24 protein-coding genes are annotated in these 25,856 nt (G+C 69.4%); 4 read left to right on the top strand and 20 right to left on the bottom strand.

Annotated elements, in window-relative coordinates; genetic code table 11:
- Positions 1-11: 11 nt before the first annotated feature.
- Positions 12-1,424: a Re/Si-specific NAD(P)(+) transhydrogenase subunit beta gene (gene pntB, locus HHL11_RS00460; RefSeq protein ID WP_169416424.1), complete on the bottom strand. Its 1,413-nt coding sequence runs from the start codon at positions 1,422-1,424 to the stop codon at positions 12-14.
- A gap of 12 nt (positions 1,425-1,436) precedes the next feature.
- Positions 1,437-3,017, bottom strand: a complete 1,581-nt coding sequence (locus HHL11_RS00465) for a Re/Si-specific NAD(P)(+) transhydrogenase subunit alpha (protein ID WP_169419857.1) — start codon at positions 3,015-3,017, stop codon at positions 1,437-1,439.
- Positions 3,018-3,189: 172 nt separating this feature from the next.
- On the opposite strand from HHL11_RS00465, the gene HHL11_RS00470 reads away from it, so the two are divergent.
- Both HHL11_RS00470 and HHL11_RS00475 read left to right on the top strand, forming a co-directional pair.
- On the top strand, positions 3,190-4,320 hold the full coding sequence (locus HHL11_RS00470) for a metallophosphoesterase (protein ID WP_169416425.1): 1,131 nt from the start codon (positions 3,190-3,192) through the stop codon (positions 4,318-4,320).
- A gap of 65 nt (positions 4,321-4,385) precedes the next feature.
- Positions 4,386-5,108, top strand: coding sequence for a hypothetical protein (locus HHL11_RS00475; RefSeq protein ID WP_169416426.1), 723 nt, complete (start codon positions 4,386-4,388; stop codon positions 5,106-5,108).
- Here HHL11_RS00475 and HHL11_RS00480 read toward each other — a convergent pair.
- From HHL11_RS00480 to HHL11_RS00490, 3 genes are read right to left on the bottom strand one after another with little or no spacing between them, the layout of a single operon-like run.
- The gene (locus tag HHL11_RS00480) at positions 5,105-5,521 is read right to left on the bottom strand and encodes an ExbD/TolR family protein (protein ID WP_169416427.1); all 417 of its coding nucleotides are present in this window, start codon (positions 5,519-5,521) and stop codon (positions 5,105-5,107) included. The two genes, HHL11_RS00475 and HHL11_RS00480, sit on opposite strands and share 4 nt — an antisense overlap.
- A gap of 3 nt (positions 5,522-5,524) precedes the next feature.
- Complete coding sequence (locus tag HHL11_RS00485) at positions 5,525-5,947, bottom strand: ExbD/TolR family protein (RefSeq protein ID WP_169416428.1); 423 nt, start codon at positions 5,945-5,947, stop codon at positions 5,525-5,527.
- 2 nt (positions 5,948-5,949) lie between these two features.
- Entirely contained in the window at positions 5,950-6,693 is a 744-nt protein-coding gene (locus HHL11_RS00490) for a MotA/TolQ/ExbB proton channel family protein (RefSeq protein WP_425355177.1), read from the bottom strand.
- Positions 6,694-6,742: 49 nt separating this feature from the next.
- On the opposite strand from HHL11_RS00490, the gene HHL11_RS00495 reads away from it, so the two are divergent.
- Positions 6,743-7,243, top strand: a complete 501-nt coding sequence (locus HHL11_RS00495) for an NUDIX hydrolase (protein WP_169416430.1) — start codon at positions 6,743-6,745, stop codon at positions 7,241-7,243.
- A 1-nt stretch (position 7,244) separates the two neighbouring features.
- Here HHL11_RS00495 and HHL11_RS00500 read toward each other — a convergent pair whose 3' ends face one another.
- The 15 genes from HHL11_RS00500 to HHL11_RS00570 are packed head-to-tail and all read right to left on the bottom strand — an operon-like array spanning position 7,245 to position 24,765.
- The gene (locus tag HHL11_RS00500) at positions 7,245-8,000 is read right to left on the bottom strand and encodes an SDR family oxidoreductase (RefSeq protein ID WP_169416431.1); all 756 of its coding nucleotides are present in this window, start codon (positions 7,998-8,000) and stop codon (positions 7,245-7,247) included.
- An 11-nt stretch (positions 8,001-8,011) separates the two neighbouring features.
- The gene (locus HHL11_RS00505; RefSeq protein WP_169416432.1) at positions 8,012-8,989 is read right to left on the bottom strand and encodes a D-2-hydroxyacid dehydrogenase; all 978 of its coding nucleotides are present in this window, start codon (positions 8,987-8,989) and stop codon (positions 8,012-8,014) included.
- On the bottom strand, positions 8,986-9,960 hold the full coding sequence (locus tag HHL11_RS00510) for a Bug family tripartite tricarboxylate transporter substrate binding protein (protein WP_169416433.1): 975 nt from the start codon (positions 9,958-9,960) through the stop codon (positions 8,986-8,988). The genes HHL11_RS00505 and HHL11_RS00510 overlap by 4 nt, the downstream gene beginning before the upstream one ends.
- A 42-nt stretch (positions 9,961-10,002) precedes the next feature.
- Positions 10,003-10,791: a class II aldolase/adducin family protein gene (locus HHL11_RS00515; RefSeq protein WP_169416434.1), complete on the bottom strand. Its 789-nt coding sequence runs from the start codon at positions 10,789-10,791 to the stop codon at positions 10,003-10,005.
- A gap of 13 nt (positions 10,792-10,804) precedes the next feature.
- Positions 10,805-11,938: a tricarballylate utilization 4Fe-4S protein TcuB gene (gene tcuB / locus HHL11_RS00520; RefSeq protein WP_169416435.1), complete on the bottom strand. Its 1,134-nt coding sequence runs from the start codon at positions 11,936-11,938 to the stop codon at positions 10,805-10,807.
- Positions 11,922-13,304 (bottom strand): FAD-dependent tricarballylate dehydrogenase TcuA, encoded by a 1,383-nt coding sequence (tcuA, locus tag HHL11_RS00525; protein ID WP_169416436.1) that lies wholly within the window; start codon positions 13,302-13,304, stop codon positions 11,922-11,924. The genes tcuB and tcuA overlap by 17 nt, the downstream gene beginning before the upstream one ends.
- A gap of 59 nt (positions 13,305-13,363) precedes the next feature.
- Positions 13,364-14,296: a LysR family transcriptional regulator gene (locus HHL11_RS00530; protein WP_169416437.1), complete on the bottom strand. Its 933-nt coding sequence runs from the start codon at positions 14,294-14,296 to the stop codon at positions 13,364-13,366.
- Positions 14,297-14,305: 9 nt separating this feature from the next.
- The gene (locus tag HHL11_RS00535; RefSeq protein WP_169416438.1) at positions 14,306-15,766 is read right to left on the bottom strand and encodes an FAD-dependent oxidoreductase; all 1,461 of its coding nucleotides are present in this window, start codon (positions 15,764-15,766) and stop codon (positions 14,306-14,308) included.
- Positions 15,763-16,476: an SDR family NAD(P)-dependent oxidoreductase gene (locus tag HHL11_RS00540; RefSeq protein ID WP_240979975.1), complete on the bottom strand. Its 714-nt coding sequence runs from the start codon at positions 16,474-16,476 to the stop codon at positions 15,763-15,765. The genes HHL11_RS00535 and HHL11_RS00540 overlap by 4 nt, the downstream gene beginning before the upstream one ends.
- Positions 16,473-18,251: a thiamine pyrophosphate-binding protein gene (locus HHL11_RS00545; RefSeq protein ID WP_169416439.1), complete on the bottom strand. Its 1,779-nt coding sequence runs from the start codon at positions 18,249-18,251 to the stop codon at positions 16,473-16,475. The genes HHL11_RS00540 and HHL11_RS00545 overlap by 4 nt, the downstream gene beginning before the upstream one ends.
- Before the next feature lie 11 nt (positions 18,252-18,262).
- Positions 18,263-19,687, bottom strand: a complete 1,425-nt coding sequence (locus HHL11_RS00550; RefSeq protein WP_169416440.1) for an aldehyde dehydrogenase family protein — start codon at positions 19,685-19,687, stop codon at positions 18,263-18,265.
- A complete protein-coding gene (locus tag HHL11_RS00555) occupies positions 19,687-20,079 on the bottom strand; it encodes a cupin domain-containing protein (RefSeq protein ID WP_169416441.1) in 393 nt (130 codons plus the stop codon). The genes HHL11_RS00550 and HHL11_RS00555 overlap by 1 nt, the downstream gene beginning before the upstream one ends.
- A gap of 10 nt (positions 20,080-20,089) precedes the next feature.
- Positions 20,090-22,663, bottom strand: a complete 2,574-nt coding sequence (locus tag HHL11_RS00560) for a branched-chain amino acid ABC transporter ATP-binding protein/permease (RefSeq protein ID WP_342593149.1) — start codon at positions 22,661-22,663, stop codon at positions 20,090-20,092.
- Positions 22,647-23,522: a branched-chain amino acid ABC transporter permease gene (locus HHL11_RS00565; RefSeq protein ID WP_169416442.1), complete on the bottom strand. Its 876-nt coding sequence runs from the start codon at positions 23,520-23,522 to the stop codon at positions 22,647-22,649. The genes HHL11_RS00560 and HHL11_RS00565 overlap by 17 nt, the downstream gene beginning before the upstream one ends.
- A gap of 1 nt (position 23,523) precedes the next feature.
- Complete coding sequence (locus HHL11_RS00570; RefSeq protein ID WP_169416443.1) at positions 23,524-24,765, bottom strand: ABC transporter substrate-binding protein; 1,242 nt, start codon at positions 24,763-24,765, stop codon at positions 23,524-23,526.
- A 112-nt stretch (positions 24,766-24,877) separates the two neighbouring features.
- Here HHL11_RS00570 and HHL11_RS00575 point away from each other — a divergent pair, with 112 nt between their 5' ends.
- Complete coding sequence (locus HHL11_RS00575) at positions 24,878-25,849, top strand: LysR substrate-binding domain-containing protein (protein WP_169416444.1); 972 nt, start codon at positions 24,878-24,880, stop codon at positions 25,847-25,849.
- Positions 25,850-25,856: the final 7 nt, after the last annotated feature.

Consider the following 25,856-nt stretch of genomic DNA (forward strand, 5'->3'; position numbering starts at 1 on the left):
GTCTTGCGATCTTATGTCTTCAGGGCAGCCAGCACTTCGTCCAGCATCTTCTTGGCGTCGCCGAACAGCATGCGGTTGTTGTCCTTGTAGAACAGCGGATTGTCCACGCCCGCGTAGCCGGACGCCATGCTGCGCTTCATGACGATCGAGGTCTTGGCCTTCCACACTTCCAGCACCGGCATGCCGGCGATCGGGCTGGTGGGGTCATCTTGCGCGGCCGGATTCACGATGTCGTTCGCGCCGATCACCATGGCGACATCCGTCTGCGGAAAGTCGGCGTTGATCTCGTCCATCTCCAGCACGATGTCGTAAGGCACTTTGGCCTCGGCCAGCAGCACGTTCATGTGGCCCGGCATGCGTCCCGCCACCGGGTGGATGCCGAAGCGCACGTTGACGCCCTTCTCGCGCAGCAGCTTGGTGATCTCGAACACCGTGTGTTGCGCCTGCGCCACCGCCATGCCGTAGCCGGGGACGATGATGACGTTCCTGGCATCGCGCAGCAGCTCCGCCGTGTCCACGGCGCTGATCGGCGACACCTCGCCGGCCGGCTGCGCGGCATCGCCCTTTTTCGCCGTGGTGCCGCCGCCGGTGCCGAAGCCGCCGGCGATGACGCTCAGGAAGTTGCGGTTCATCGCGCGGCACATGATGTACGAGAGGATCGCGCCCGAGGAGCCGACCAGCGCGCCGACGACGATCAGCAGGTCGTTGCTCAGCATGAAGCCGGTGGCGGCGGCCGCCCAGCCCGAGTAGCTATTGAGCATCGAGACCACCACCGGCATGTCGGCGCCGCCGATGGCCATCACCATGTGCACGCCGAACAGCAGCGCGATGACGGTCATCACGATCAGCGGCGTCATGCCCGCCTGGATCGTCTCGGCATGCAGGAAGGCGCGGCCGAACCAGATGACGACCAGCAGGCCGACCAGGTTGATCCAGTGGCGGCCGGGCAGCAGCAGCGGCTTGCCGCCGATCTTGGCGGACAGCTTGCCGAACGCGATGATCGAGCCCGAGAACGTGATCGCGCCGATCAGGATGCCGATGTAGATCTCCATCTGGTGGATGGAGTGCTCGGCGCCCTCGTAGTCGAAGGACGTGTCGATGTAGCTGGCGAAGCCGACCAGGCAGGCCGCGAGGCCGACCAGGCTGTGCATCAGCGCGACCAGCTCCGGCATCTGCGTCATCTGCACCTTGCGCGCGGCCAGCAGGCCGACGCTGCCGCCGATGACCAGCGCCCCGATGATCAGGGGCAGGCCGGCCGGCGTGACGCGCGGGCCGAACACCGTGGCCAGCACGGCCAGCGCCATGCCGATCATGCCGAAGAGGTTGCCGCGGCGGGCCGTCTCCGGGTTCGACAGGCCGCCCAGGCTCAGGATGAAGAGGATGGTGGAACCGATGTAGGAGACGGTGGAAAGGCTTGCGTTCATGTCCGTCCCTCCTTATTTGCGGAACATCGCCAGCATGCGCCGCGTCACCGCGAAGCCGCCGAACATGTTGACGGCCGTCAGCGCCAGCGCAACGACGGCGAGGGCCAGGATGATGTGCGTCGGCCGGTCGGCCGGCGTCCCGGTCAGCGGCGGCGAGATCTGGATCAGCGCCCCGATCGCGATGATCGAGGAGATCGCATTGGTCACGCTCATGAGCGGCGTGTGCAGCGAGGGCGTCACGTTCCAGATGACCATGTAGCCGACGAAGCAGGCCAGCACGAACACGGTGAAGTGCGCCAGGAAGCTGATGGGCGCGTACAGCCCCACCAGCAGGAACAGCAATGCGCCGACGCCGAACACGATGGCCAGCGACTTGCCGGACATGGGCTCGCCGGCGCCGTGGCCGTGCCCCTTGGGCGCGGCGACCGGCGCCGCCGCCTTCGGCTTGGCCGCCGCGGCCGGGATCTTGGGCGGCGGTGGCGGCCAGGTGATGTTGCCTTCCTTGACCACGGTGAGGCCGCGGATGGCGTCGTCGTCCATGTTGACGTCGATGCGGCCGTCCTTGGCCTTGCACAGCTCCTCGGCCACGCGCAGCAGGTTGTTCGAATAGAGGGTGGACGACTGCTTGGCCAGGCGGCTGACCAGGTCGGTGTAGCCGACGAGGGTGACACCGTGCTTCACCACGGCCTGGCCGGGCTCGGTCAGTTCGCAGTTGCCGCCCTGCTCGGCGGCCATGTCGACGATCACGCTGCCGGGCTTCATGCTGCGCACCATCTCCGCGGTGATCAGCTTGGGCGCCGGCTTGCCCGGGATCAGGGCGGTGGTGATGATGATGTCAGCGTCCTTCGCCTCGCGCGCATACATCTCGCGCTGCGCCTGCTGGAAGCCTTCGCTCATGACCTTGGCGTAGCCGCCGCCGCCCGAGCCTTCTTCCTCGTAGTCGACCTTGACGAATTCGCCGCCCAGCGAGACCACCTGGTCGGCGACCTCGGCGCGGGTGTCGTTGGCGCGCACGATCGCGCCCAGGTTGGCAGCAGTGCCGATGGCGGCCAGGCCCGCCACGCCGGCGCCGGCAATGAAGACGCGCGCCGGCGGGATCTTGCCGGCGGCCGTGACCTGGCCGTTGAAGAAGCGGCCGAAGGCATTGGCGGCCTCGATCACGGCGCGGTAGCCGCTGACGCCCGCCATGGAGGTCAGCGCGTCCATCTTCTGCGCGCGCGACAGCTGGCGCGGCAGCGAGTCGATCGCCAGCACGGTGGCGTGGCGCGCAGCCAGCTGCTGCATCAGCTCGGGGTTCTGCGCCGGCCAGACGAAGCCGATCAGGGTCGCGCCCTCGCGCAGCATCCGCACTTCGTCCGGCGTTGGCTGGCGCACCTTGAACACGATATCGGCGCGCGACCACAGCTGCGCCGCGTCCGGCACCACCTCGGCGCCAGCGGCGCGGTAAGTTTCGTCGGAGAAGTTGGCGGCATCGCCCGCGCCGCTTTCCACCGCAACCGCGAATCCGAGCTTGGCGAGCTTGGCGACTACGTCCGGCACCGTGGCGACGCGTTTTTCGCCCGGCGCCGTCTCCTTGGGCACGCCGATCAGCATGGGCGGCCGGGCCGGTGCCGGTGCGAGGACCACGGGGGATTCACCCGCCGTTGGCACGGCAGGAGCAGCGGTTTGCATGGACTCTTCTCCTCGGATTGGGTGGGAGCTGTTGATCTTCTGGCGCTGAACCCAAGCTTACATGAAGGCTTGTCGAGCTCTGCAAAACCTTCCCATGTCCCTGCTTTCCCTGATCGCCCTGTCCACGGCCTTCCACTTCTACGTCGGCCTGCGCCTGGTGCCGTCCCTGCCGGCGGACGCCGGCTGGGCGCTTTCGCTCTGGCTGGCCGTCTCGGCGCTGCTGTCGCCCCTGGGACTGCTCGCGCGCCGCCTGCTGAAGGGGCCAGCCGCCGACCGCCTGACCTGGGCCGGCATGCTGGCCATGGGCCTGTTCTCCTCGCTGCTGGTCTTCACCTTCCTGCGCGACCTGCTGTTGCTGGCCGCGGCCGCCGCCGCCCACTTCGGCGCGACGCTGCCGTCCGCGCTGGCCCCGGACAGCGCCGGCGCCGTGCTCGCACTGGCCCTGCTGGCGTCGGCGATCGGCCTCGCCAACGCGCGCCGCACGGCCCGCGTGAGGCGGGTCGACGTGCCGCTGCAACGCCTGCCGTCCGCGCTGGCCGGTTTCCGCATCGTCCAGATCAGCGACATCCACGTCGGGCCGACCATCAAGCAGGACTACCTGGACGCCATCGTCGACCGCGTGAACGCGCTCGATGCCGACGTGGTGGCGATCACCGGCGACCTGGTGGACGGCACGGTGGCGGAGCTCGCCAGCCACGTCGCGCCGCTGGCGCGGCTGCGCGCGCGCCACGGCGTCTACTTCGTCACCGGCAACCACGAGTACTACTCCGGCGTGCACGGCTGGCTCGCGGAGCTGCGGCGCCTGGGCGTGCGCGTGCTGCAGAACGAGCACGTGGTGCTGCGCCACCAAGGCGAGCAGCTGGTGCTGGCCGGCGTGCCCGACTACGGCGCGCACCACTACGACCGCGCGCATCGCAGCGACCCGGTGGCGGCGTTGCAAGGCGCGCCGGAGGACGCGGTGAAGGTGCTGCTCGCGCACCAGCCGCGCACCGCGCCGGCCGCGGCGGCGGCGGGCTTCGACCTGCAGCTCTCGGGACACACGCACGGCGGCCAGTTCTTCCCCTGGTCGCTGTTCGTGCCGCTGCAGCAACCGTTCACGGCCGGACTGCACCAACTCGACGGCCTGCGCGTCTACGTCAGCCGTGGGACCGGGTATTGGGGCCCGCCGAAGCGCGTGGGTGCACCATCTGAAATTTCCGAGCTCCGCCTGGCCGCGTCAGTCTGAGTCCTACAGTCCGGCGGCGGAATGTCCTACGTAGCTGAGCTTGAAGGGCAGAGAACACTGCCCGAATGGCACGTCCAGCATCCCTACCGTTCAGTCTTGCCGGCGCCGCCGCGGCCAACGTCATCTACCTCGGCGCGTCGCTATGCCGGCGCAAGTTCGAGCTGTTCTACCCCGCCGGCTTCGAGGACGAGACTTACCTCGTGGCCGAACGCTCGCACAAGGAGCGCGCGCACCTGGAGTGGGACACCGAGCTGCCTCCCGCCGACTTCCGCAAGCTGCTGGCGCGCGGCGAGTTCCGCGCCGTCGCCGATGCGGCGGTGCGCATCGAGTCGCGTTCGAACCTGCTTTTCTCGTTCGAGCGCATGGCGCTGCGCGACGCGGTGAAGACGCCGGCCGGCGCGCGCCTGTTCGCCACCGAGCTCTACGCCTTCCTCTACGGCCACGGCTCGCAGATGCGGCGCTTCAACGACTGGCTGGAAGCGCTGCGCGACCTGCCGCAGCCACGCAGCCCGGTCCTGACCTGGCCGGTGGCGACGGTGTTCGGCTTCATCGCACGGCCGGAGCGCCACCTGTTCTTCAAGCCGCGCGCCACGCGCAAGGCGGCGCACCTGTACGGCTACGCGCTCGGTTACCAGGCCAAGCCCAGCTGGGCGCAATACCAGGACCTGCTCACCTTCGCCACCGTGATCCGCCGCGACCTGGAGCGCAAGCCCGGGTTCAAGGCGCGCGACATGATCGACCTGCAGTCGTTCATGTGGGTCCAGGGCGCGCCGGAGTACGAGACCTAAGGCGCCGGTTCGCCGACCAGGCCGATCTTCCGCAGGCCGAGCCGCTGCGCGCTCGAGAGCGCCGCCGCCACCGCGTCGTACTTGGCGCGCGGATGCGGATGCAGGTGGATCTCCGGCTGGTTCGCTTCCACCGCTGCCTCGCGCAACCGGGTCTCCAGCGCCGCGCGATCGGCCAGCAGCTCGCCGTTCCAGCTGAAGCGGCCCAGCGCATCGACCTCGAGCTGCACCACCACCGGCGGCACGGGCGGCACCGGCGCGCTGCGTCCCGGCATCTCCACGTCCACCGCATGCAGCTGGATCGGGATGGTGATGATCAGCATGACCAGCAGCACCAGCAGCACGTCGACCAGCGGCGTGGTGTTGATGTCCACCATCGGTTCGGCTTCGGGCTCGGTGCCGGCGCGGATGTGCATGGCTCAGCGTCCCGGCGGCTCGGTGAGGAAGCCGATGCGCGCGATGCCGGCCTGCTGCGCGGCCTGCACCACCTGGCCGATGGGCGCGTAGTCGGCGCGCACGTCGCCGCGGATGTGCAGCTCGGGCTGCGGCTGCATCTGCGCGATCTTGCCGAACAACTCGGGCAGGCCGCTGGCATCCGGCAGCTTCGTGTCGAACCAGTAGATGGCGCCCTGCGCGTCCACCGTGATGATCACGTTCTCGATCTGCGGGTTCTTGGCCTGGTTCGGCTCGCGCGGCAGGTCGACGGATACCGCGCTGTTGAACACCGGCACCGTGATCAGGAAGATGATCAGCAGCACCAGCATCACGTCGACCAGCGGCGTGGTGTTGATCTCGGCGATCAGGCCGTCTTCGGAATCCTGCCCGCTGTAGCGGATCGCCATCGTCAGGGCCCCGCCGCCAGCAGCACGGTATGGAGGTCCGAGCCGAAGGCCCGCACCGTGTCCATCGCCACCTTGTTGCGGCGGACCAGCCAGTTGTAGCCCAGCACGGCGGGCACGGCCACCGCGAGGCCGATGGCCGTCATGATCAGCGCCTCGCCCACCGGGCCCGCCACCTTGTCGATGGAAGCCTGGCCGGAGGCGCCGATGCGCACCAGCGCGTTGTAGATGCCCCAGACGGTCCCGAACAGGCCGACGAAGGGCGCGGTGGAACCCACCGTCGCCAGCACCGCCAGGCCTTCCTGGGTGCGGCTGTGGACGGCGCCGACGGCGCGCTCGATGCTTTGCGCCACCCAGGTGTTGAGGTCCACCTTGCCGATCAGGCCGTCGTGCCGGCGCGCGGCCTCCAGCGCGCTTTCGGCGATGTAGCGGTAAGGGCTGCCTTTCTGCAGCGCGTCGGCGCCCTTGCGCACGCTGTCGGCCTTCCAGAAGCTCTGGTTGGCCGCGCGGCCCTGGCCGCCCATGCGGCCCTGGGCGATGAGCTTGGTGACCAGCACGTACCAGCTGCCCAGGGACATCAGCGCCAGGATCACGATGGTGCCGCGGGCCACCGGGTCGCCCTGGGCCCAGAGGGCGCCGAGGCCATAGGGGTTGGCGGCGGCGGGCGCCTGGATGGCGGGCAGCGTGCCCTGGGCGTGGGCCGCCATGGCGCCCACGGCGAACAGGAAAGCAGGCAGGATGCGGTGCATGGATGGCAGCGGAAGCCTGGGACCCCCGCATTCTGGACCACAATCAACCATGAGCAATCGATGGAAGCCCAACGTCACGGTGGCGGCGGTGATCGAGAAGGACGGCCGCTTCCTGCTGGTGGAAGAAGAGACCTCGCACGGCCTGCGCCTGAACAACCCGGCCGGCCACCTGGACCCGGGCGAGTCGCTGGTGGAAGGCTGCGCCCGCGAGGCGCTGGAGGAAACCACCTGGCACTTCCGTCCCACCGCCTTGCTGGGCGTCTACATCTCGCGCTTCGTGAAGGCTGCCAACGGCGAGGACGTCACCTACCTGCGCTTCGCTTTTGCCGGCGAACTGGGCGAACGCGACCCGCGGCTCGAACTGGACACCGGCATCGTGCGCACGCTGTGGCTGACGCCCGACGAGATCCGCGCCAGCGCCGACCGCCATCGCAGCCCGCTGCTGCTGCGCTGCATGGAGGACTACCTGGCCGGCGTGCGCCTGCCGCTGTCCGCGCTTTACACGGACCCCAGCGTCTACGACCCGCAGCCGGTCGCCGGCGCCAAGTGACTCAGAACTGGTAGCGCCGCAGGCCGCCGTCCACCGGGATCACCGCGCCGGTAATGTAAGAGGCGCGCGGCGAAGCCAGGAAGGCCACGAGGTTCGCCAGTTCCTCCGGCTCGCCGTAACGGCCCACCGGGATCTCGTGCTCCGATTGCCAGGCCCGGTACTCCGGCGTGTAGTTGCGCAGGATCTGCTCGGAAAGGATGCGCCCTGGCGGAATGCAGTTCACCGTGACCCCGTGCCGGCCCACCATGCGTGACAAGCCCTTGGCCCAGCTGTGGATGCCCGCCTTGGCGCAGAAAGCGCCGTTGATGTGCTCGGGCTCGCTCTTGCCGGTGATGTTGATGATGCGGCCCCACTTGCGGGCGACCATCTGGTCGACCAGCGCGTCGGCCACCTGCCGCGGCCGGTGGAAGTTGAGCGTCATCGCCTCCTGCCACGCCTCCTCGCTGACATGCAGGTCCTTGAAACTGCGCGAGCCGCCGGCGTTGTTGACGAGGATGTCGACCTGCCCGAGTCCGGCCAGGGCCGCATCGGCCAGCTTGCGCGCGGCATCCGCTTCGTAAAGATCGCTGTGGATGGTGACGGGCCGCGGCCCGCCGGCCGCGACGATCTCGCCGGCCAGTTCTTCCAGCTTCTCCAGCCGGCGCGCGGAGACGGCCACCCGCACGCCTTCGGCCGCCAGCGCCTTGGCGATCGCGCGGCCGATGCCGACGCTGGCGCCGGTCACCAGCGCCGTCTTGCCTTGCAGTTGCAGGTCCATGCCAGCCTCCTTCAGTCGGGCGCCAGGTGCAGCAGCGGCTCGCCCGCCACCCAGCGCCGCAGGTTGTCCAGGAACAGCCGCCGCACCCGCGCCGCGTTGCCGTCGGACAGCCCGGCGCTGTGCGGCGTGGCGATGACGTTGGGCAGGCTCCACAGCGGTGAATCGGCGGGCAGCGGCTCCTGGGCGAAGGTGTCGAGAAAGGCGCCGGCCAGCCGGCCTTGCTGCAGTGCGGCCACCAGGGCCGGCTCTTCGACCAGCTCGCCGCGCGCGACGTTGATCAAATAGGAATGGCGCGGAAGCAGCGCCAGCGCCGCAGCATCCACCATGCCGCGGGTCTGCGGCGTCAGCGGGCAGGCCAGCAGCAGCCAGTCGGCTTGCGGCAGCACTTCGCGCCAGCGCGCGGCCGGCACGGTAGCGAGGCCGCCGCCGACCGGGCTGTCCTGCTGCCGCACGACGGTGACCCGCAGGCCCAGCGCCTGCAGCAGCGGCCCGAGCCGCTGGCCGATGGGACCCCAGCCCACCAGCACCGCGTGCTGGCCTTCCAGGTCGCGCGGCAGCGCATCCGCCATCAGCGAGGCCCAGCGCTGTTCCTGCTGCGCCCGCCACAGCTGCGGCAGCCGGCGCGCCAGCGCCAGCACGCCGGCCAGCGCGGTGTGCGTTACCACCAGCGCATTGACGCCCGAAGCGGTGGCCAGCTGCACGCCGCGCGCCTGCAGCCGCTGGTAGACGGGCCGGTCGGTGCCGGCCGAGTGGATCTGCAGCCAGCGCAGCGGGCGCGAAGCCTCCAGCGCGTCGTAGAAGCGCTGCGTGTCCGGCAGCACCTGGTGCTTGGTCGAGAGGCCGGTGACGTCGCGCGTGACGAAGGCGATGTCCGCCTCCACGCCCTGCTCCGGCGTGACCAGCACATGCGGCCGGTCGGCCAGCACATCGGCGATCGCGCCGCGCAGGTCCTGCGCAGCTGCCGCCGACAGCAGGATGCGCAGCGTCATTCCGCCGTCGCCTTGGACTCCTGCACGATCACTTTCCATTTCTCGTACTCCTTGCGCACGAAGCCGGCGAACTGGGCGGGCGAGCCGCCCACCGGGTCGGCGCCTTCGCGCACCATCTGCGCCTCCATGGCGGGCAGCGCGTCGTTGACGGCCTTGTTCAGTTCGGCGATCACGGTCTCCGGCGTGCCCTTGGGCGCGAAGAAGCCGAACCAGGAACCGGCCTCGAAACCGGGGAAGCCCCGCTCCGCCACCGTGGGCACGCCGGGCAGCGAGCGCGAAGGCCGGCTGCTGGACACGGCCAGTGCACGCAGGCTGCCGGCCTGGATGTGCTGGATCACCGAGGGAATGGTGGCGACCATGAACTGCACGCGGCCGGCCAGCAGGTCCTTCAGCGCGTCGGCGCCCTTGTACGGAACGTGCGTGGTGTCGGCGCCGCTGCGCTGGCTGAGCATGAAGCCCGAAAGATGCGACGAGGTGCCGATGCCGGTGGAGCTGTAATTGAGCTTGCCCGGGTTCGCCTTCGCATAGGCGACGAATTCCTCCAGCGTCTGCGCCGGGATCGCCGGGTGCACGACCAGCACGTTGGGCACGTCGGCGATCTGCACCACCGGCACCAGGTCGACCAGCGGGTTGATCGCGAGCTTCTTGTAAAGCGTGGGATTCACCGCGATCGGCCCGACCGAATCGACGATCAGCGTGTAGCCGTCGGGCGCGGCGCGCGCCGCGATTTCGGTGCCGAGGTTGCCGCCGGCGCCCGGCTTGTTGTCGACGACGAAGGGCTGCTTGTAGCGCTCCGTGAGCTTCTGGCAGACGGCCCGCGCCAGGATGTCGGTGGTGCCGCCGGCGGTGAAGGCGACCAGGACGCGGACGGGCTTGCCGGGGTAGTCGGCCGTCTGCGCGTGGGCAGTGGGCAGGACGGCAGCGAGCGCAACGAGCGCTTCGCGGCGGGTGAAGGGAACCGAATCGATCATCGCTCGTCTCCTTGGTTTGTCATCACCGCCGCAAGCGCGGCACTACTCGCGGAAGCCCGGATCCATCCGCTCCAGCTTCCGCAGCAACGCCGGCCATTCCATCAGCCCATACGGCCGCCGCGTCCCCGGCTGGTAGTTGTTCCAGGTCTCTTCCAGCACCTCGGGCGGCACGGCGCGCAACTTCGTCTCGCAGGACATCGCGGCGATCTGCGAGCGGCAGGCCAGCTCCAGCCGGTGCGTCCAGTTGAAGCACTCGCCCGCAGTCTTGCCCACCACCAGCGCGCCGTGGTTGCGCAGCATCAGCGCCTCGCCCTGGCCCAGGTCGGCGATCAGCGAGGCCTTCTCGGATTCGTCCAGCACCACGCCTTCGTACTCGTGGTAGCCGATCTTCAGGAAGCGCATGGCGGTCTGCGTGATCGGCAGCAGCCCGCAATCGAGCGCCGACACCGCCATCGATGCCCAGCTGTGCGTGTGGATGATGCAGCCCACTTCCGGCCGCGCTTCGTGGATGGCGCTGTGGATCACGTAGCCGGCGCGGTTGATGCCGTAGTTCAGCGCGCCGAAGTCCGGCTTCGACAGGATGTTGCCCTCGATGTCCACCTTGATCAGGCAGGAGGCCGTGATCTCCTCGTACATCATCCCGTAGGGGTTGATGAGGAAGGCGCCCTCCTCGTCCGGCACGCGCATGGAGATGTGGTTGGCCATCATGTCCGACATGCCGTACAGGTCCACCAGCCGGTAGCAGGCGGCCAGGTCGACGCGCGCCTGCCATTCGGCCTCGGAACAGCGGCCCCTCATGGAAGGGATGTCCAGTACGCCGGGTCTTTTCATGTCCAGGTTTCCTTCAGTCCGCGCCCAGCGCGATGCGGCTCGGCAGCCGTTTCTCGATATTGAATTTGAGGAGGGCCGCGCAGCGGTACACGGCATGCGCGAACTTGCCATAGGGCAGCGTGAGGAACAAGGCCATGACAACCCCGAGATGGACGGCCAGCAGCAGCGCCATCGCGCCGGTGCCACGCGCGGCCAGCAAGGCCAGGCCGGTGGCGCTGGTGAGCAGCAGCAGCGCGATGAAGCCCCGGTCCATGGGCCGCTGCGCCACGTCGCCTTCCAGCGGATGCCGGCGCAGGTTCAGCCACAGCAGGCCCGCGGGGCCGGCCAGCAGTCCGATGCCACCGAGCGTGCCCAGCAGGACGGGCAGGCTGAAGAAGGGATAAGGCGCGTGCCAGTTGAAGGCATAGTGGTAGACCGTCGCCACGCTGGTCGCCGCGAAGCACAGCAGGAAGCCGTAGAAAGTGAGGTGGTGGAAGCGCCGCCGCACCAGGGTGAAGCGATCGTCTTCCTCGTTGCAGCCGTCGCCGTGGCCTCCACCCAGATACGTGAGCTCCAGCGCGTTGCGCGTCGCCTCGCCGGCGGCGCCCGGCGCCGTTGCGCCCGGCGTGACGTCGCGCCAGAACTTCGCCACGCCCAGGCTCAGCGCCAACACCACATAGAGGAAGACCACGCCGAACAAGGTCGCCATCAGGTTGTGCGGGAACACGGCGTAGAAGTTGCCGGCCAGCGGCCCGGACGCGAGCGTGCCGTTCAAGGCAAGCGCCAGCACCAGGAAAAGCGCCAGGCCGCCGGCGGTGGCCAGCGCCACGGCCAGGCCGTTGTGCCGGTACAGCGCGCCGAAGGACGGCGGCCAGGCATAGGCCGCATAGGTCTCGCGCCGCACCTTGGCCATGGCCTGCGGCACCGCCACCGCGAACTCGTGCGGCGGCGCGTACTGGCAGGCGTGCAGGCAGGCGCCGCAGTTGTGGCACAGGTTGGCCAGGTAGTGGATGTCGGCCTTCGTGAAGTCCAGCCGCCGCGTCATGGCCGGGAACACCGCGCAGAAGCCTTCGCAGTAGCGGCAGGCATTGCAGATCTGCATCTGCCGCGCGACCTCGCCTTCGCTCTCGGCGCGCGCCAGTTCGACGATTTCAATGACCCGCTGCATGCGCCGCCTCCGTCCCCGCGATCCGGCCGAAAGCCGTGCCTATGCTCATGCCGACGCCGGCGGTGTAGCCCTTGCCCAGCACGTTGCCGGCCATCATCTCGCCGGCCACGAACAGGTTTTCACTGGCCTGGCCGCCGAAATGGACGGCAGCCTTCTCATTGGTCTTCAGCCCGAGGTAGGTGAAGGTGATGCCGGGCCGCAGCGCATAGCCGAAGAACGGCCCCGTATCGATCGGCCGCGCCCAGTGCGACTTCACCGGCGCCAGGCCTTCGGTGTGGCAGTCGTCCAGCACCGTGTGGTCGAAGTGGCCGACGCGGCAGGCGGCGTTGTACGCGTCCAGCGTCTGCATGAATTCCGCTTCCGGCAATTCCAGCTTGCGCGCCAGTTCCGGCAGGCTGTCCGCCTGCACGCCCGGGAACACCGGCGGCATGAAGCGGCCGATGGCCTTGCTGTCGATGATGCAGTAGCCGATCTGGCCCGGCTGCAGCGCGACCAGCCGGCCCCACAGCGCGTAGCGCTTGGGCCAGAAGTCCTCACCCTCGTCGTAGAAGCGGACGCCGTCGCGGTTGACCATCACGCCCAGCGAGACCGCATCGACGCGCGTGCAGATGCCGCCGTCGTACAGCGGCGCGCGGGCGTCGATGGCCACGCAGTGCGATTGGGTCGGGTCGCCGATGATGTCCGCGCCCTGCTGCGTCATGTGCTTGATCAGCACGCCCTGGTTGAAGCGCGTGCCGCGGATCAGGAAGTTGTCGGCCGGCCATTCACCGCGCTCGTTCTGGCCCCAGGCTTCGCGCAGCCATTCGCGGTTGGACTCGAAGCCGCCGGCCGCCAGCACGCAGGCCTTGGCCTCGATGCGCTCGCTGCCCACGTGCGCCGCAATGAAGCGGCCGTCACGGATCTCCAGTGCATCCACGGGCGCGTCGTAGCGCACCTGCACGCCCAGGTTCTCGGCGCTGCGGTAGTAGGCGTTGACCAGCGCCTTGCCGCCACCCATGAAGAAGGCGTTGGTGCGCGCCACGTGCAAGGTGCCGGCCAGCGCCGGCTGGAAGCGCACCCCATGTTTTCGCATCCAGGGCCGGCAGGTGGACGACGCGCGGATCGTCAGGCGCGCCAGTTTCTCGTCGGTGAGGCCGCCGGTGACCTTCCTCAGGTCCTGCCAGAACTCCTCTTCGGGGTAGGCGTCCACCAGCACGTCCTGTGGTTGGTCGTGCATGCAGCGGAGGTTGCGGGTGTGCTGCGAGTTGCCGCCGCGCCATTCGCGCGGCGAGGCCTCCAGCAGGAGAACGCTGGCGCCGGCCTCCCGGGCCATCAGCGCAGCGCAGAGGGCGGCGTTGCCGCCGCCGATTACCAGGACATCGATCATCGCGGCGGATTCTCTGCCGCTTGGGCCCCGGCGGGAAGCCTGCCGCCGGCAAGGGGGTATCACGAAACCAGATGGCTCAGCTTCGCCCCGCCCCAGCGCCCGGCCTCGACCAGTTCGCGGGCACAGGCAGCCAGCACCACGCGCACGGCCAGCGCCGCCGGCGAGAGCTCGTCGTCCGACAGGCTGCACAGCGAGTTGAGGCGGCGGGCGCCGGCGTCTGAAATCTCGGCCAGCTGGAAGCGCTGCGGCGCGTCGGCAAAGCGTCCCAGCGCCGCCCAGGGCTGGATGGTGGCGCCCAGTCCGGCGGACACCGCGTCCATCAGCATGGTCAGCGAGTCGATCTCGGCGCCGACATCGGGGCTCAGGCGGCCGCGGAAGGCGGCGTCCAGGGTGCTGCGCAAGCCGTGGCCGCCACTGGGCAGGATCAGCGGCAGGCCGCGCAGGTCCTTCAACCGGATGCGCGCCGGCAGCTCGCGGCCGGCGCCGCGGGCCTGGATCAGGAACAGCTTTTCCTCCAGCAGCGGCGTGACGCTCCAGCGCCGCGCCGGGTTGGTGTCGAACAGCACGGCCAGGTCCAGCTGGCGCTGGTTCAGCATCGTCGACAGGTGGCCCGAGAGGCTTTCGACCATGTGCAGGCGCACGTCCGGGTAGCGCTCGCGCATCGCGCGCAGCAGCGGCAACCCCAGCACCGAAGCGGTGGTGGGCGCGAGGCCGACGCTGACGCTGCCCGAAAGCCGCGACTCCTGCGCGGCGCGGCTCGCGGCATCGGCATGGCGCAGGGCCAGCTGCGCCTCGCGGAAGAAGGCCAGGCCCGCTTCGGTGGGCGTCACGCCCTTGGCGCTGCGCTGGAGCAGGCGGGTGGAGAGTTCGCTTTCGAGCCGGCTGATCTGCTGGCTCAGCGCCGACTGCACGACTCCCAGGTCCAGCGCCGCGCGGCTCATGCTCCCCAATTCGACGACGCGGGCGAAGTAGCGGAGTTGGCGCAGTTCCATGCGCGAAGGTTAACCGGGCTTCGCTGCCGCGTTCCTTCCTGCTCTGCGCCCCGACACGAACGCCCAGGCGAGATGATGGCCGTGCCCTTTCAGCAGCAAGCCGCCCTGCCCGGTCGAACCCGCTGCATACAGGCCGGGAATCGGCTTGTCATTCGCGTCCAGCACGCGATGCTGCAGGTCCACCATCAGCCCGCCCTCGGCATGCACGAACACCGAGCGCACCGGCCCCAGCACCACATAAGGCCCCTCGCCCAGCGGCGGCACGTCGCCATCGCGCAGGCTGCGCGCCAGCGCCGCGACGTCCATCCCCAGCCGGCCGGCCAGCGCCGGCAGGCTCACCTCGCACACGGTCACGTCTGGCCGGTTGCGCAGGTAGTCGGGCACGTACGCATAGGCCACGCCCGGTGCGGTGGAAACGAAGTTCGGCCAGGCGGAGAAGCGAGCCGCCAGCTTCGCATCCAGCACGATCCAGGCTTGTCCACCCGGCTGCATGGGCACGCGATACGCCGGGCGGTCGCGTTCGTCGCAGAAGCGCTCCCCGCGCGCATTGACCAGCCGCGCCCCCGCGTCGAACAAGGCGGGCGAAGGCGCCAGCGCCGTCGTCACGAACTGCATCACGAAAGGCCGCAGGATCGCGGCCGGCAGGAACTCGATGGCCCAGGCCATGCCGCTCGCGAGCCAGCGCCAGGGCGGCAGGCGCCGCAGCAGGGTCTCGCGCTGCGGCGGGATGAAGCGCAGCTCCGGCCCCAGCGCCAGGTCGCCGTTGACGATGCGCGCGCCCAGCGCCTCGGCCAGCTGCTGGCCGTCGCCGGTGGCCGTGGCGTTGACTCCGCCCACCTGCGCTTCGACCTCGCCCATGAAGCGCGCCTTCAGCTCCGGGCTGCTGGTGAAGTCGCCGGCGGCGAGCACCACGGCGCGGCGCGCCCGCAGTTCCTCGGCATCACCGGCATTGCGCATCAGGACGCCGGTGACGCGTCCCTCCTCCTGCAGCAGCCGCACCACGCGCGCATCGCAGCGGATCGCCACGCCTTCGGCCCGCGCGCGCCGCTCCAGGTGGTAGATGAAGGCCCGCGAATTGGGCAGCACGTTGTGCATGCGCGGCTGGCGGTGCGGCGGCTCGGGCATCGGCCCCATGAAGCGCACGCCGGACTCCAGCAGCCACTGGAAAGTGTCGGGGATGCCTTCGCACAGCACGCGTCGCAGCGCCGGGTTGTCGCGCGGATCGAGCTCACCGTTGAAGCCGGGCATGTCGGCCCAGTGCTCCGCCGGCGAATCGACGATGCCCTTGCGGCGCTGGTGCGGTGTCTGCGTGGACGTGATGGAACCGATGGACCAGGACGTCGAGCCACCCAGGCGCGGGTTCTTCTCCAGCAGCAGCACGGTGGCGCCGGCCGCGCGCGCCTCGATGGCAGCGGCCAGCCCGGCGCCGCCACCGCCGACAACGATGACGTCCCAGGCCGTGCCGCTCAAACCATGCCGCCGTTCGGTTGCACTACCTGGCCATGCACCCAGGACGCCGCGTCGGACGCGAGGAAGCCCACCACCTGCGCCACCTCCTCCGGCGTGCCGATCCGGTTGAAGGGACTCATGGCGGCCGAGCGCGCCTTGGCCTCGTCGGTCTTGCCGGCGCGGAACAGGTCGGTGTCCACCGGGCCGGGCGCCACGCAATTCACGCGCACCTTGCGCGCCGCCAGCTCCTTCGCCATCGAGCGGGCCATGCCTTCCACGGCGGCCTTGCTCGCGGTGTACGGACCGCCACCTGGCACCGCATGCCGCACCATCGAGGTGGTGAGCGCGACGATGCTGCCGCCATCGGCCACCTCGCGCGCCGCCGCCGACAGCACGTTGAAGGCGCCGACGATGTTGGTCTCCACCAGCTGGCGGAAGTTGTCCGGGTCGAACTGCGCCATCGGCGCCGGTGGCACGTTGATGCCCGCGTTGGCCACTACGCAATGCGGTGCGCCGCCGAGGTCGCGCTTCACCGCGGCGAACACCTCGGCCACCCGCGCGGCATCACGGATGTCGGCCTGGTAGCCGCGCGTGCCCGCCGGGCCGTCCGCCGTGGAGACGAAGGTGTAGGCGACGGCGTAGCCATCCGCCACCAGGCGGCGCACGCAGGCCGCACCGATGCCGCGGGTGCCGCCGAAGACGAGGGCGATCTTCTTGTCCATGTCGTTCATGCCTTGAAGGGTTTGCCGTAGGCCGGCTCTTTGTAGGGGATGGGTGGCAGCTGCCAGGTGCCGGTCGAAGGCGGACGCACGTCGGCGTCCACGTGCACGTCGATCACGCAGGGCCGCTTGTTCTTCAAGGCCTGCTGCACGGCCGCGCCCAGGTCCTGCGGGCGCTTCACCGTCATGCCGTCGGCGCCGCAGGCGCGGGCCCAGGCCGCGAAGTCCGGGTTGTAGGGCTCGCCGGTGGCACCGTGATAGAAGGCCGTGCCGATCTCGCGGCCGTCGAACAAGCCGTACTGCAGGTCGCGGATGGCGCCCCAGGCGAAGTTGTTCCAGACGATCCAGACGACCGGCAGGTTGTATTCGACCGCCGTGCAAAGCACGTAAGGCGCCATCGTGAAGCCGCCATCGCCGACCACGGCCACGCAGGGCCGGCCGGGCGCGGCAAGCTGCGCGCCCAGCACGCCGCAGACGCCGAAGCCCATGGAGGAATAGCCCCAGCTGTTCAACATGCTCTGCGGCCTGCGCGCTTGCCAGAACTGCATGAACCAGTTGTGGTGCACACCCGAGTCCAGCGACAGGATCACGTCCTCGGGCAGCAGCTTCTGCAAGGTGCCGACCACGAACTCCGGCCGCAGCGGGCTGGTGGAATCCTCGAAGTGCGGCCGCACGAAGGCTTCCCACTCGGCTTGCCAGCCGCGCACCTGGTCCAGCCAGGGCGCGTAGCGCTTCGCTTCGATCTCGGGCCGCGCTGCCGATGCGTTCAGCAGTTGCCGCGTGAACACCTTGACGTCGGCGATCACGCCCAGGTCTGGCGCGTAGTTGCGCCCCAGCTCCTGCGGGTCGATGTCCACGTGCACCAGCTTCGTCTGCGGGAAGTTCCACGAATAGCCCGCGTGCCAGCTCGATGCGGAGCGGTCGTCGAAGCGCGTGCCCAGGGTCAGCACCAGGTCGCTGCGGCGTCCCGCCTCGTTGGCGGGATAGGCGCCGTTGCGGCCGATGAAGCCCAGCGCCAGCGCGTGGTCGCCGCGAATGCAGCCCATGCCGTTGGGCGAGGTGATCACGGGGATTTGCAGGCGATCGGCCAGCTCCGTGATCTCGGGCCCGGCTTCGGACAGCGTGGCGCCATGGCCGATGAAGATGACCGGCTTGCGCGCGGCCGCCAATAGATCCAATGCGGCGGCGATGTCGGCCTCGCTGGCGCCGGGCCGGTGCCGGCCATGCACGTGCGCGCGCGGCGGCAGTTCGACGTCCGCCTCCTCCTGGTATACGTTGTAGGGGATGTCCAGGTTCACCGGCCCGGGCCGGCCGGTGACCATGGTGTCCATCGCCTGGCGCAGGGCCAGCGGCAGCATGTCGACGCGCGTCGGCTGGAAGGCGCGCTTGGTCACCGGTCGCATCACCTGCGCGAAGTCCGCCTGGTTGTGCTTGTACAGCTCCTGGAAGGGCGCGCGGTTGTGCTGCGAGGTCGGCACGTTGGACGTGATCGCCAGGAAGGCCGAGGAGTCCGATAGCGCCGTGATCGCCGCCATCACCAGATTGGCCGAGCCCGGCCCGGTGGACGTGAGCGTCGCCACCGGCTTGTGCTTGACGCGGAAGTAGGCGTCGGCCATGTGGCCGGCGCACTGCTCGTGCCGCGGCGAGATGAGCTTGATGCGGTCGCGCCGCTCGTACAGCGCGTCGAGGATGCCGACGTTGCCATGCCCGCAGATGCCGAAGATGTACGGAACCTCCTCCTGCACCAGGTAGTCGGCGATCAGCTCGCCGCCCTTCATCTTGGCCATGTCCTTCTCCCTCAAGCCGTGATCGTGACCATGCGCTCTTCGGTCATCTCGCGCACGGCGTAGTGTGGACCTTCGCGGCCGAAGCCGCTGTCCTTGCTGCCGCCGTAGGGCATCATGTCCACGCGCGAGCTGGAAGTCTCGTTGATGTGCACGCCGCCGACCACCAGCTTGCGCGCCAGCCGGAAAGCGTCGTCCAACTTGTTCGTGAAGATGCCGGTGGCCAGGCCGTAAGGCGTGCCGTTGATGCGGGCGATGGCCTCGTCCACTTTCGCGAAGGGCTCGATGCAGACCACCGGCCCGAAGATCTCCTGGCAGGACACGTTCATCGCCGGCGAGATCCCGCTCAGCAAGGTCGGCGGAATGACGGCGCCACGCCGCTCACCGCCGGCCAGCCGGCGCGCACCGAGCGCCATCGCCTGCGCGATCCAGGCTTCGATGCGTTCGGCCGCGGCCTCGCTGATGACCGGCCCGACCACCGTGTCCGCCTTCGCGGGGTCGCCGAAAGGCAGCGCCCGCACCAGCGCGCCCAGCCGCTCCTCGACGCGCTCCCGCAGCGCCTGCTGCACCAGCAGGACCTGCACCGAGGTGCACACCTGGCCAGCCTTGCGGTAGCCCGCGTTCACCACCTTGGGCAGCGCCTTGTCCAGGTCCGCGTCCTCCGCCAGCACCGTGAAGGCGATCGAGCCCAGCTCCATCTGCGTGCGGCGCAGGCCGGCGCGGGCATGGATGTCGCGGCCCACCTCGGTGCTGCCGGTGAAGGCGTAGAAGCGCACCAGCGGCTCGTCCAGCAGCCACTGCACCACCTGCGCGCCGCCATGCACCACGGCCAGCAGGCCAGGGGGCAGGCCGGCCGCGAGCAGGCATTCGGCCATCAGGTTGGCCGTGCGCGGCGTGTGCGAGGACGGCTTCAGCACCACGGCATTGCCGGCCGCGAGCGCCGGCGCCACCTTGTGGGCGACGGTGTTCAGCGGCGCATTGAAGGGCGTGATGGCGCACACCACGCCCAGCGGCACGCGGATGGTGAAACCGAAACGGCCTTCCTGCTGCGGCGCGCCGGCCAGCGGGATGACGTCGCCGGCGAGCCGCCGCGCCTCTTCGGCGGACAGCTGGAAGGTCTGCACCGTGCGCTTCAGTTCGCCCTGCGCATCCGACTGCGTGAAGCCGGCCTCGCGCTGCATGGCGGCGACGATCTCGCCCGCGCGCTGCTCGATCTGCGCCGCCGCGCGATCGAGGATCGCGCCGCGTTCGAAGGGACTCAGCACCGACGATTCGAACGCAGCATGGGCATGCTGCACGGCCTGCCGCACCTGTTCGCGGCCCGCGCGGTGCAGCTTCCAGCAGGGCGTGAGCCGGTACTTGTCGAGGACTTCGCTCGTCTCTGCGCCGGCGACCCATTCGCCGCCGACCAGGACCCGGCACTCCGGCAAGGCTTCCATCACAGCGCCTCCTCGTGGTCCTCGGCCGGCGTCGTCACCACCAGGAACACAAGGCCGTTCGTTCCGGTGTTGGTGAAGCTGTGGCGGATGCCAGGCGGCACGTAGACGTAGTCGTGCGGCCGCATCAGGTGACGCTCGTCGTCCAGCGTCAGCACGCCCTCGCCTTCCAGCACGTAATAGATCTGTTCCTGCACCGCGTGCACGTGTTCGCCCACGTAGGCGGCCGGCGCGTAGCGCGAGATGCGGAAGTCGACGCGGCGCGAGCCGGCGTTCTCCGGGCCCACCAGCGCCTTGGAAAGCGCGCCGCCGAAGTGGCCGGGGTATTCCTTCCACGGCAGCAGCGCCATCTTCTCCACGAAGGCGGTGTCGCGCCGGGTCTTGCGGACGGTCATGGTCTTTCCTTCAGAGCCAGAGGATCTTCTTGCGGTACTCGAGGTCGGCCAGCAGCGGCTCGGCCGGGCCGGTGTGGAACACGGCACCGCGCTCCAGCGCATAGACGCGGTCGGCCAGCGCCAGCACCAGGTCGAGGTTGTGTTCGACGATGACGATGGAGACCTCGCGCCGCAGCTGGTCGAACACGGTGAACAGCTCCTGCACGACGGCCGGCGCGAGGCCTTCGAAGGGCTCGTCCAGCAGCAGCAGCTTGACGTTGCCGGACAGCGCGCGGGCCACGGCCACCATCTGCTGCTCGCCGCCGGAGAGGTAGTCGGCGGCGACGTGCATGCGCTCCTTCAGCCGCGGGAAGTACGCGAGGATCTTCTCCTCGCTCCAGGCCACGCCGTGGCTGCCGTCGGTGGCCCGCGCCAGCCGGCCCAGCGCCAGGTTCTCGGCGACCGTCATGCCGGCGAACAGGCCGCGCCCCTGCGGCACGTAGCCGATTCCCAGCCGCGCGATCTTCGGCGCCGGCAGGCCGGCGATGGCGTGGCCTTCGAACTCGATGCTGCCTGAGGCCGGCAGCAGCAGGCCGCACAGAGACTTCAGCAGGGTCGACTTGCCCGCGCCATTGCGCCCCAGCAGCGCGACGATCTCGCCTTCGCGCACTTCCAGGCTGGCGTCGTTGAGGATATGGCTCTTGCCGTAAAAGGCGTTGACGCCTTCGAACTTCAGCAGCAACGGCCGCTCGACACCCGCGGCCACCGCCGTGCGCCCGGTGACTGCCGGCGTGCCGGTGCCGGTGTAGACCTCCTGCACGCGCCGGTCCGTGCGCACCGCCTCCGGCGTTCCGGTCATCAGCACCTGGCCCTGGTTCATCACCGTGACCTGCTGCGAGAAGTCCAGCACACGGTCGATGTCGTGCTCCACGATCAGCACCGGGATGTGGTGCGCGATGGTCTTCACCAGCCGGCACACGCGCTCGCGCTCCGCCGCGGCCAGGCCGGCCAGCGGCTCGTCCAGCAGCAGCACCTGCGGCTTGGAGCCGAGCGCGATGCCCAGGTCCACCAGCCGTTGGCCGCCATAGGACAGGTCTCCACCCAAGGTGTCCTCGATGCCTTCCAGGCCCAGGAAGCGCAGCAGCTCGCGCGTCTCCTCCTGCACCTGCGCGTAGCTGCGAGCGTCGCGCCACAGGTTGAAGCGGCCCGGGTGGCGCGCCTGCAGCGACAGCCGCAGGTTCTCCTCGATGCTGAGGCCCTTGAACAGGTTGGTGATCTGGAAGGAGCGCGCCAGGCCATGGTGGCAGATGCGCTCCGGCGCCATTCCGTCCACGGGCTGGCCATGCAGCTTCACGCTGCCGGCATCCGGCCCGAACATGCCGGAGATGAGGTGGAAGGCCGTGGTCTTGCCGGCGCCGTTGGGCCCGATCAGCGCATGCACCTGGCCGGCTTGCACCGTGAGGCTCACGCCATCGACGGCGCGGATGCCGCCGAAGTTCTTGCGGATGCCGTCCACTTCCAGCACCGCACCCACGCGCGGCGCCGGGCACAGGAAGGAAGGCAGCGGCAGTCCTTCGTGGATGCGCCGCCGGCTCATGGCCGCGGACTCTTCCGGCGGCGGCTTCAGTCGGCGCCGGACCTGCTCCCAGATGCCGGCCAGGCCCGAGGGCGAGAACAGCACGAAGCCGACGAAGGTGAGGCCGAACCAGAACAGCCAGTTGTCCGTGTGGATGGAAAACAGCTCGCGGAACAGCAGGTAGAACAGCACGCCCAGCGCCGGCCCCAGGAAGCTGCGCATGCCGCCGATCACCACCATGGCCAGCATCTCGCCGGAGAAGCCGACGGTGGTCGACTCCGCCGCGGCGAGCCGGTGCGCGAACACCAGCAGCCCGCCCGCCACGCCGGTCCAGGTCATCGCGATGACGAAGGCCAGCAGCTTGTAGCGGCGCACCGCATAGCCCTGGAAGGCGGCGCGCTGCTCGTTCTCGCGGATCGCTACCAGCACGTGGCCGAAGGGCGAGCGCACCACGCGCAGCAAGGCGTACAGCGCGCCCAGCGCCACCAGCGCGGTGAAGGCATAGTAGGCGCGGTCGTCGTTCAAGTCGATCGGCCCGAGCCGCCCGCGCTCGAGGCCGCCCATGCCACCTTCGCCACCGGTCACCGCGGTCCAGCGGAAAGCCACCGCATAGGTCAGCGCACAAAGCGCCAGCGTCATCAGCGAGAAATAGACGCCGCGCCGGCGCAGGACGAGGAAACCCACCACCAGCGACAGCAAGGCCATGAAGACGGCGGTGCACAGCAACGGCATCCACACCTGCCCCGGGAACCAGTGCTTCTGCGCCAGCGCCGCCGCATAGCCGCCGACACCGAACCAGGCGGCATGGCCGAAGGAGACGAGCCCGGTGTAGCCCACCAGCAGGTTCAGGGCCATCGTCGCCATGCACAAGACGACCACGACGATGGCGTTGTCCACGGTCAGGCCGATGGCCCGCAGCAGGAAGGGCAGCAGCACCAGGCCGGCCGCGCCCAGCCACAGCGGCCGCCATGCGTGGTCCGCGGCGTGCGCCGGTCCCGCGGGCGCGGCGATGCTATTCGAAACGCTCAATCCGCTCTCCCAACAGGCCGCGCGGGCGCAGCAGCAGCACCAGGAACATCAGCACGTACATCGAGGCTTCGGCGGCCGCCGGCAGGAAGAAGATCGTCGCCCCGCGCACCACGCCCACCAGCACCGCGGCCAGCACCACGCCCCAGAAGCTGCCCAGGCCACCGATCACGACCACGACGAACGCAGCGGTCATCACCTCGGTGCCCATGGCCGGATGCACGATGGTGATCGGCCCGAACAGCGCGCCGGCCAGCGCCGCGCTCGCCACGCCCAGCACCACGATCGCCGTCATGTAGGGCTGCAGGCGGATGCCCAGCACCGCCACCATGTCGGGACGCTGCACGCCGGCGCGCACGACGCGGCCGAAGGCCGTCTTGTTCAACAGCAGCCAGACGCCCGCCAGCAGCACCAGCACCAGCGCGAGCAGCAGCAGGCGGTAGCGCGAGAACATGAAGTCGCCGACCAGCACGTTGCCCTTGAAGCCGGGCGGCATGCTGGAAGGCAGCGGCGCCGCGCCCCACAGCATGCGGATCGCCTGCTCGGCCAGCAGCGCCAGCCCGAAGGTGACCAGCAGGCTGAGGATGGGGTCGGCCGTGTAGAAGCGGCGCAGCAGGAAGCGCTCGAACAGGATGCCCAGCACGCCGACGGCCACCGGCGACAACGCCACACCCGCGCCCCAGCCGAGCCGGCGCCCGATCTCCAGCGAGAGATAGGCGCCCAGCGCGTAGAAGGCGCCGTGCGCGAGGTTGACGACGCCCCCGACGCTGAAGATCAGCGAGAGTCCGAGCGCAAGCAGCAGGTAGTAGCCGCCGAGAACCAGCCCGTTGACCAGCTGCTCGAGGAGGAAGGTGAGTTCCATCTCACATCTTGCAGGCGTTCTCCGACTTGGGCGGCGCCAGCAGTTCGAGCGGCTGGTTGGGCGCGGGCAGCGCGTCGCCGAACTTCAGGAAGTCCTTGTCGTTCTTCGCCTGGCCCTTGGCCTTGACGGTGAAGGGATAGGCTTCCTGCATCAGCTGGTGGTCCCAGGAGCGGAAGTACGCCTTGCGCGCTTTCAGGATGTCGAACTGCGCCTCCGACTCGAAGTAGGCGATGAGCTTGTCGCTGTCGGTGGACTTGGCCTCGTTCATGGCCTGCGCCAGCAGCTTGAGCGAGATGTACTCGATCCACGCGTGGTTCTCAGGGATGCGGCCGTACTTCTTCGTGAAGTCGGCCACGAACTTCTTCGAGCCGGGCGTATTCAGGTCGTGGTGCCACACCGTAGGCCAGATGCCGCCCAGGTTGCCCTCGCCGGCCGCCCAGGCGTCGGCGGTGTTCAGGTTGAAGCCCACCACCGGGTAAGGCAGGCCGAACTCCGCGTACTGCTTGACGAAGTTGGTGACCTGGTTGCCGCCCAGGTTGGTGGAGATGACGTCCGGCTTGGCCTGGCGGATCTTCAGCATGTAGGGGCTGAAGTCGGTCAGGTCCGTCGGCACCAGCTCGTTGGCGATGACGGTGGCGCCGTTGGCGGCGAAGAACTTGTTGGCCTTGGCCGAGAGATCCTGGCCGAACAGGTAGTCGGAGGTGATGGCGAAGATCTTCTTGCCTTGCACCATGTGGTCGCGCACCAGCGCCTGGCCCACGGTGTTGACCATCACGGTCACCGGGATGTCGACGTGGAAGGTGTAGCGGTTGCAGTCCTTGCCGCGCAAGGCGTCGGAGCGCGCGCCGATGCTCAGGAACAGCTTGTGGTTGCGCGCCGCCACCTGCGAGATGGTGAGCGCGGAGGCGGAGTTGATCTCGCCCATGAGCACGGCGACGTTGTCGCGCTCGATCATGCGCTGCGCCTTGGTCGCGGCCACCTGCGGGTTCACCGAGTCCTCGCTGATCACCTCGAGCTGGCGGCCCATGACGCCGCCGGAGGCATTGATCTCCTCGGCGGCCATCTTGATGCCCTGCTGCGCGTACTCACCGAGCGCCCCGAGGAAGCCGGTGAGCGGCGTGAGGTGGCCGATGCGGATCTTCTCGCCCTGGGCGCGCAGCCCCGGCACAACCAGCAGCGCCCCCAGTGCGGCGCCGGCCTGCAGGGCGTGGCGGCGGCCAGCTTCATGCGATCGCTTCGTCATCGTCGTCTCCTGATGTTCTGTAGTCCGAAGAAGCGCGACGGATGCTAGGCCAGCGCAGTGCATCGGGAAAATACCGTTTTCGTAGACGTCCTATAGGAAAAACATATGCCCCATGGACCTGCGCCAGCTTCGCTATTTCGTGACCATCGTCGAGAGCGGCAGCCTCGCCAAGGCTTCGCGCCAGCTGTTCATCGCGCAGCCGGCGCTGAGCCAGCAGATCGCCAAGCTGGAGGCGGAGGTGGGCAAGCCGCTGCTGGTGCGCACCGCGCGCGGCGTGACGCCCACCGAAAACGGCACCGCGCTGCACCACCACGCGCGCTTCATGCTGCGCCAGCTGGACCAGGCCCTGTCCATCGCGCGCCAGGAGCCGGGCACGGTGCACGGCATGGTGTCGGTGGGGCTGGCGGCGACGACGGTCTGCGCGGTCGGCGTGCCGCTGGTGCAGACGATCCGCGAGCGCTATCCGGGCGTGGTGCTCAATGTCGTCGAAGGCATGAGCGGCCACCTGACGCAGATGATGCAGCTGGGCCAGCTGGACCTGAGCATCCTGTTCTCGCGGGACGCCATCGCGGACCTGCCGTCGGAGCCGCTGCTCGCCGAGGAACTGGTGGTGATCGTGCCGCGCCACAGCACGCTGGTGCCGCCGCGGCGCACCAGGCTGACGGTGGCCGAGGCCGCGGAGCTGCCGCTGATCCTGCCCACCGGCATCCATGGCCTGCGCCGGCGCATCACCACCGAATTCGAGCGGCGCAACCTCGCGATGCGCGTGGTGGCGGAGATCGACTCGCTGTCGCTGCTGATGGCCTGCGTGCGGCGCGGCATGGGCGCGACGATCAAGCCGATGTCGGCGGCGTTGGCGGGCGACACCTTGAGCCCGGAATGGCGCTGCCTGTCCTTCTCGGATGCGCATCTGACGCGTTCCAGCTATCTCTATTCGGTGGTGCCGGAACGGCTGTCGCCCGCGGCGGCCGCCGTGCGCACCGAACTGCGGGAGACGGTGCGCATGCTGGCGCAGACGGGGCGCTGGCCGGGGGTGGAATTGCTGGCGCCGGCCGCGGCACGCGTGGAGAAGGAGGCGGCGTAGCTGGGTT

The sequence above is a fragment of the Ramlibacter agri genome, from assembly GCF_012927085.1.
Taxonomy (GTDB): Bacteria; Pseudomonadota; Gammaproteobacteria; order Burkholderiales; family Burkholderiaceae_C; genus Ramlibacter; species Ramlibacter agri.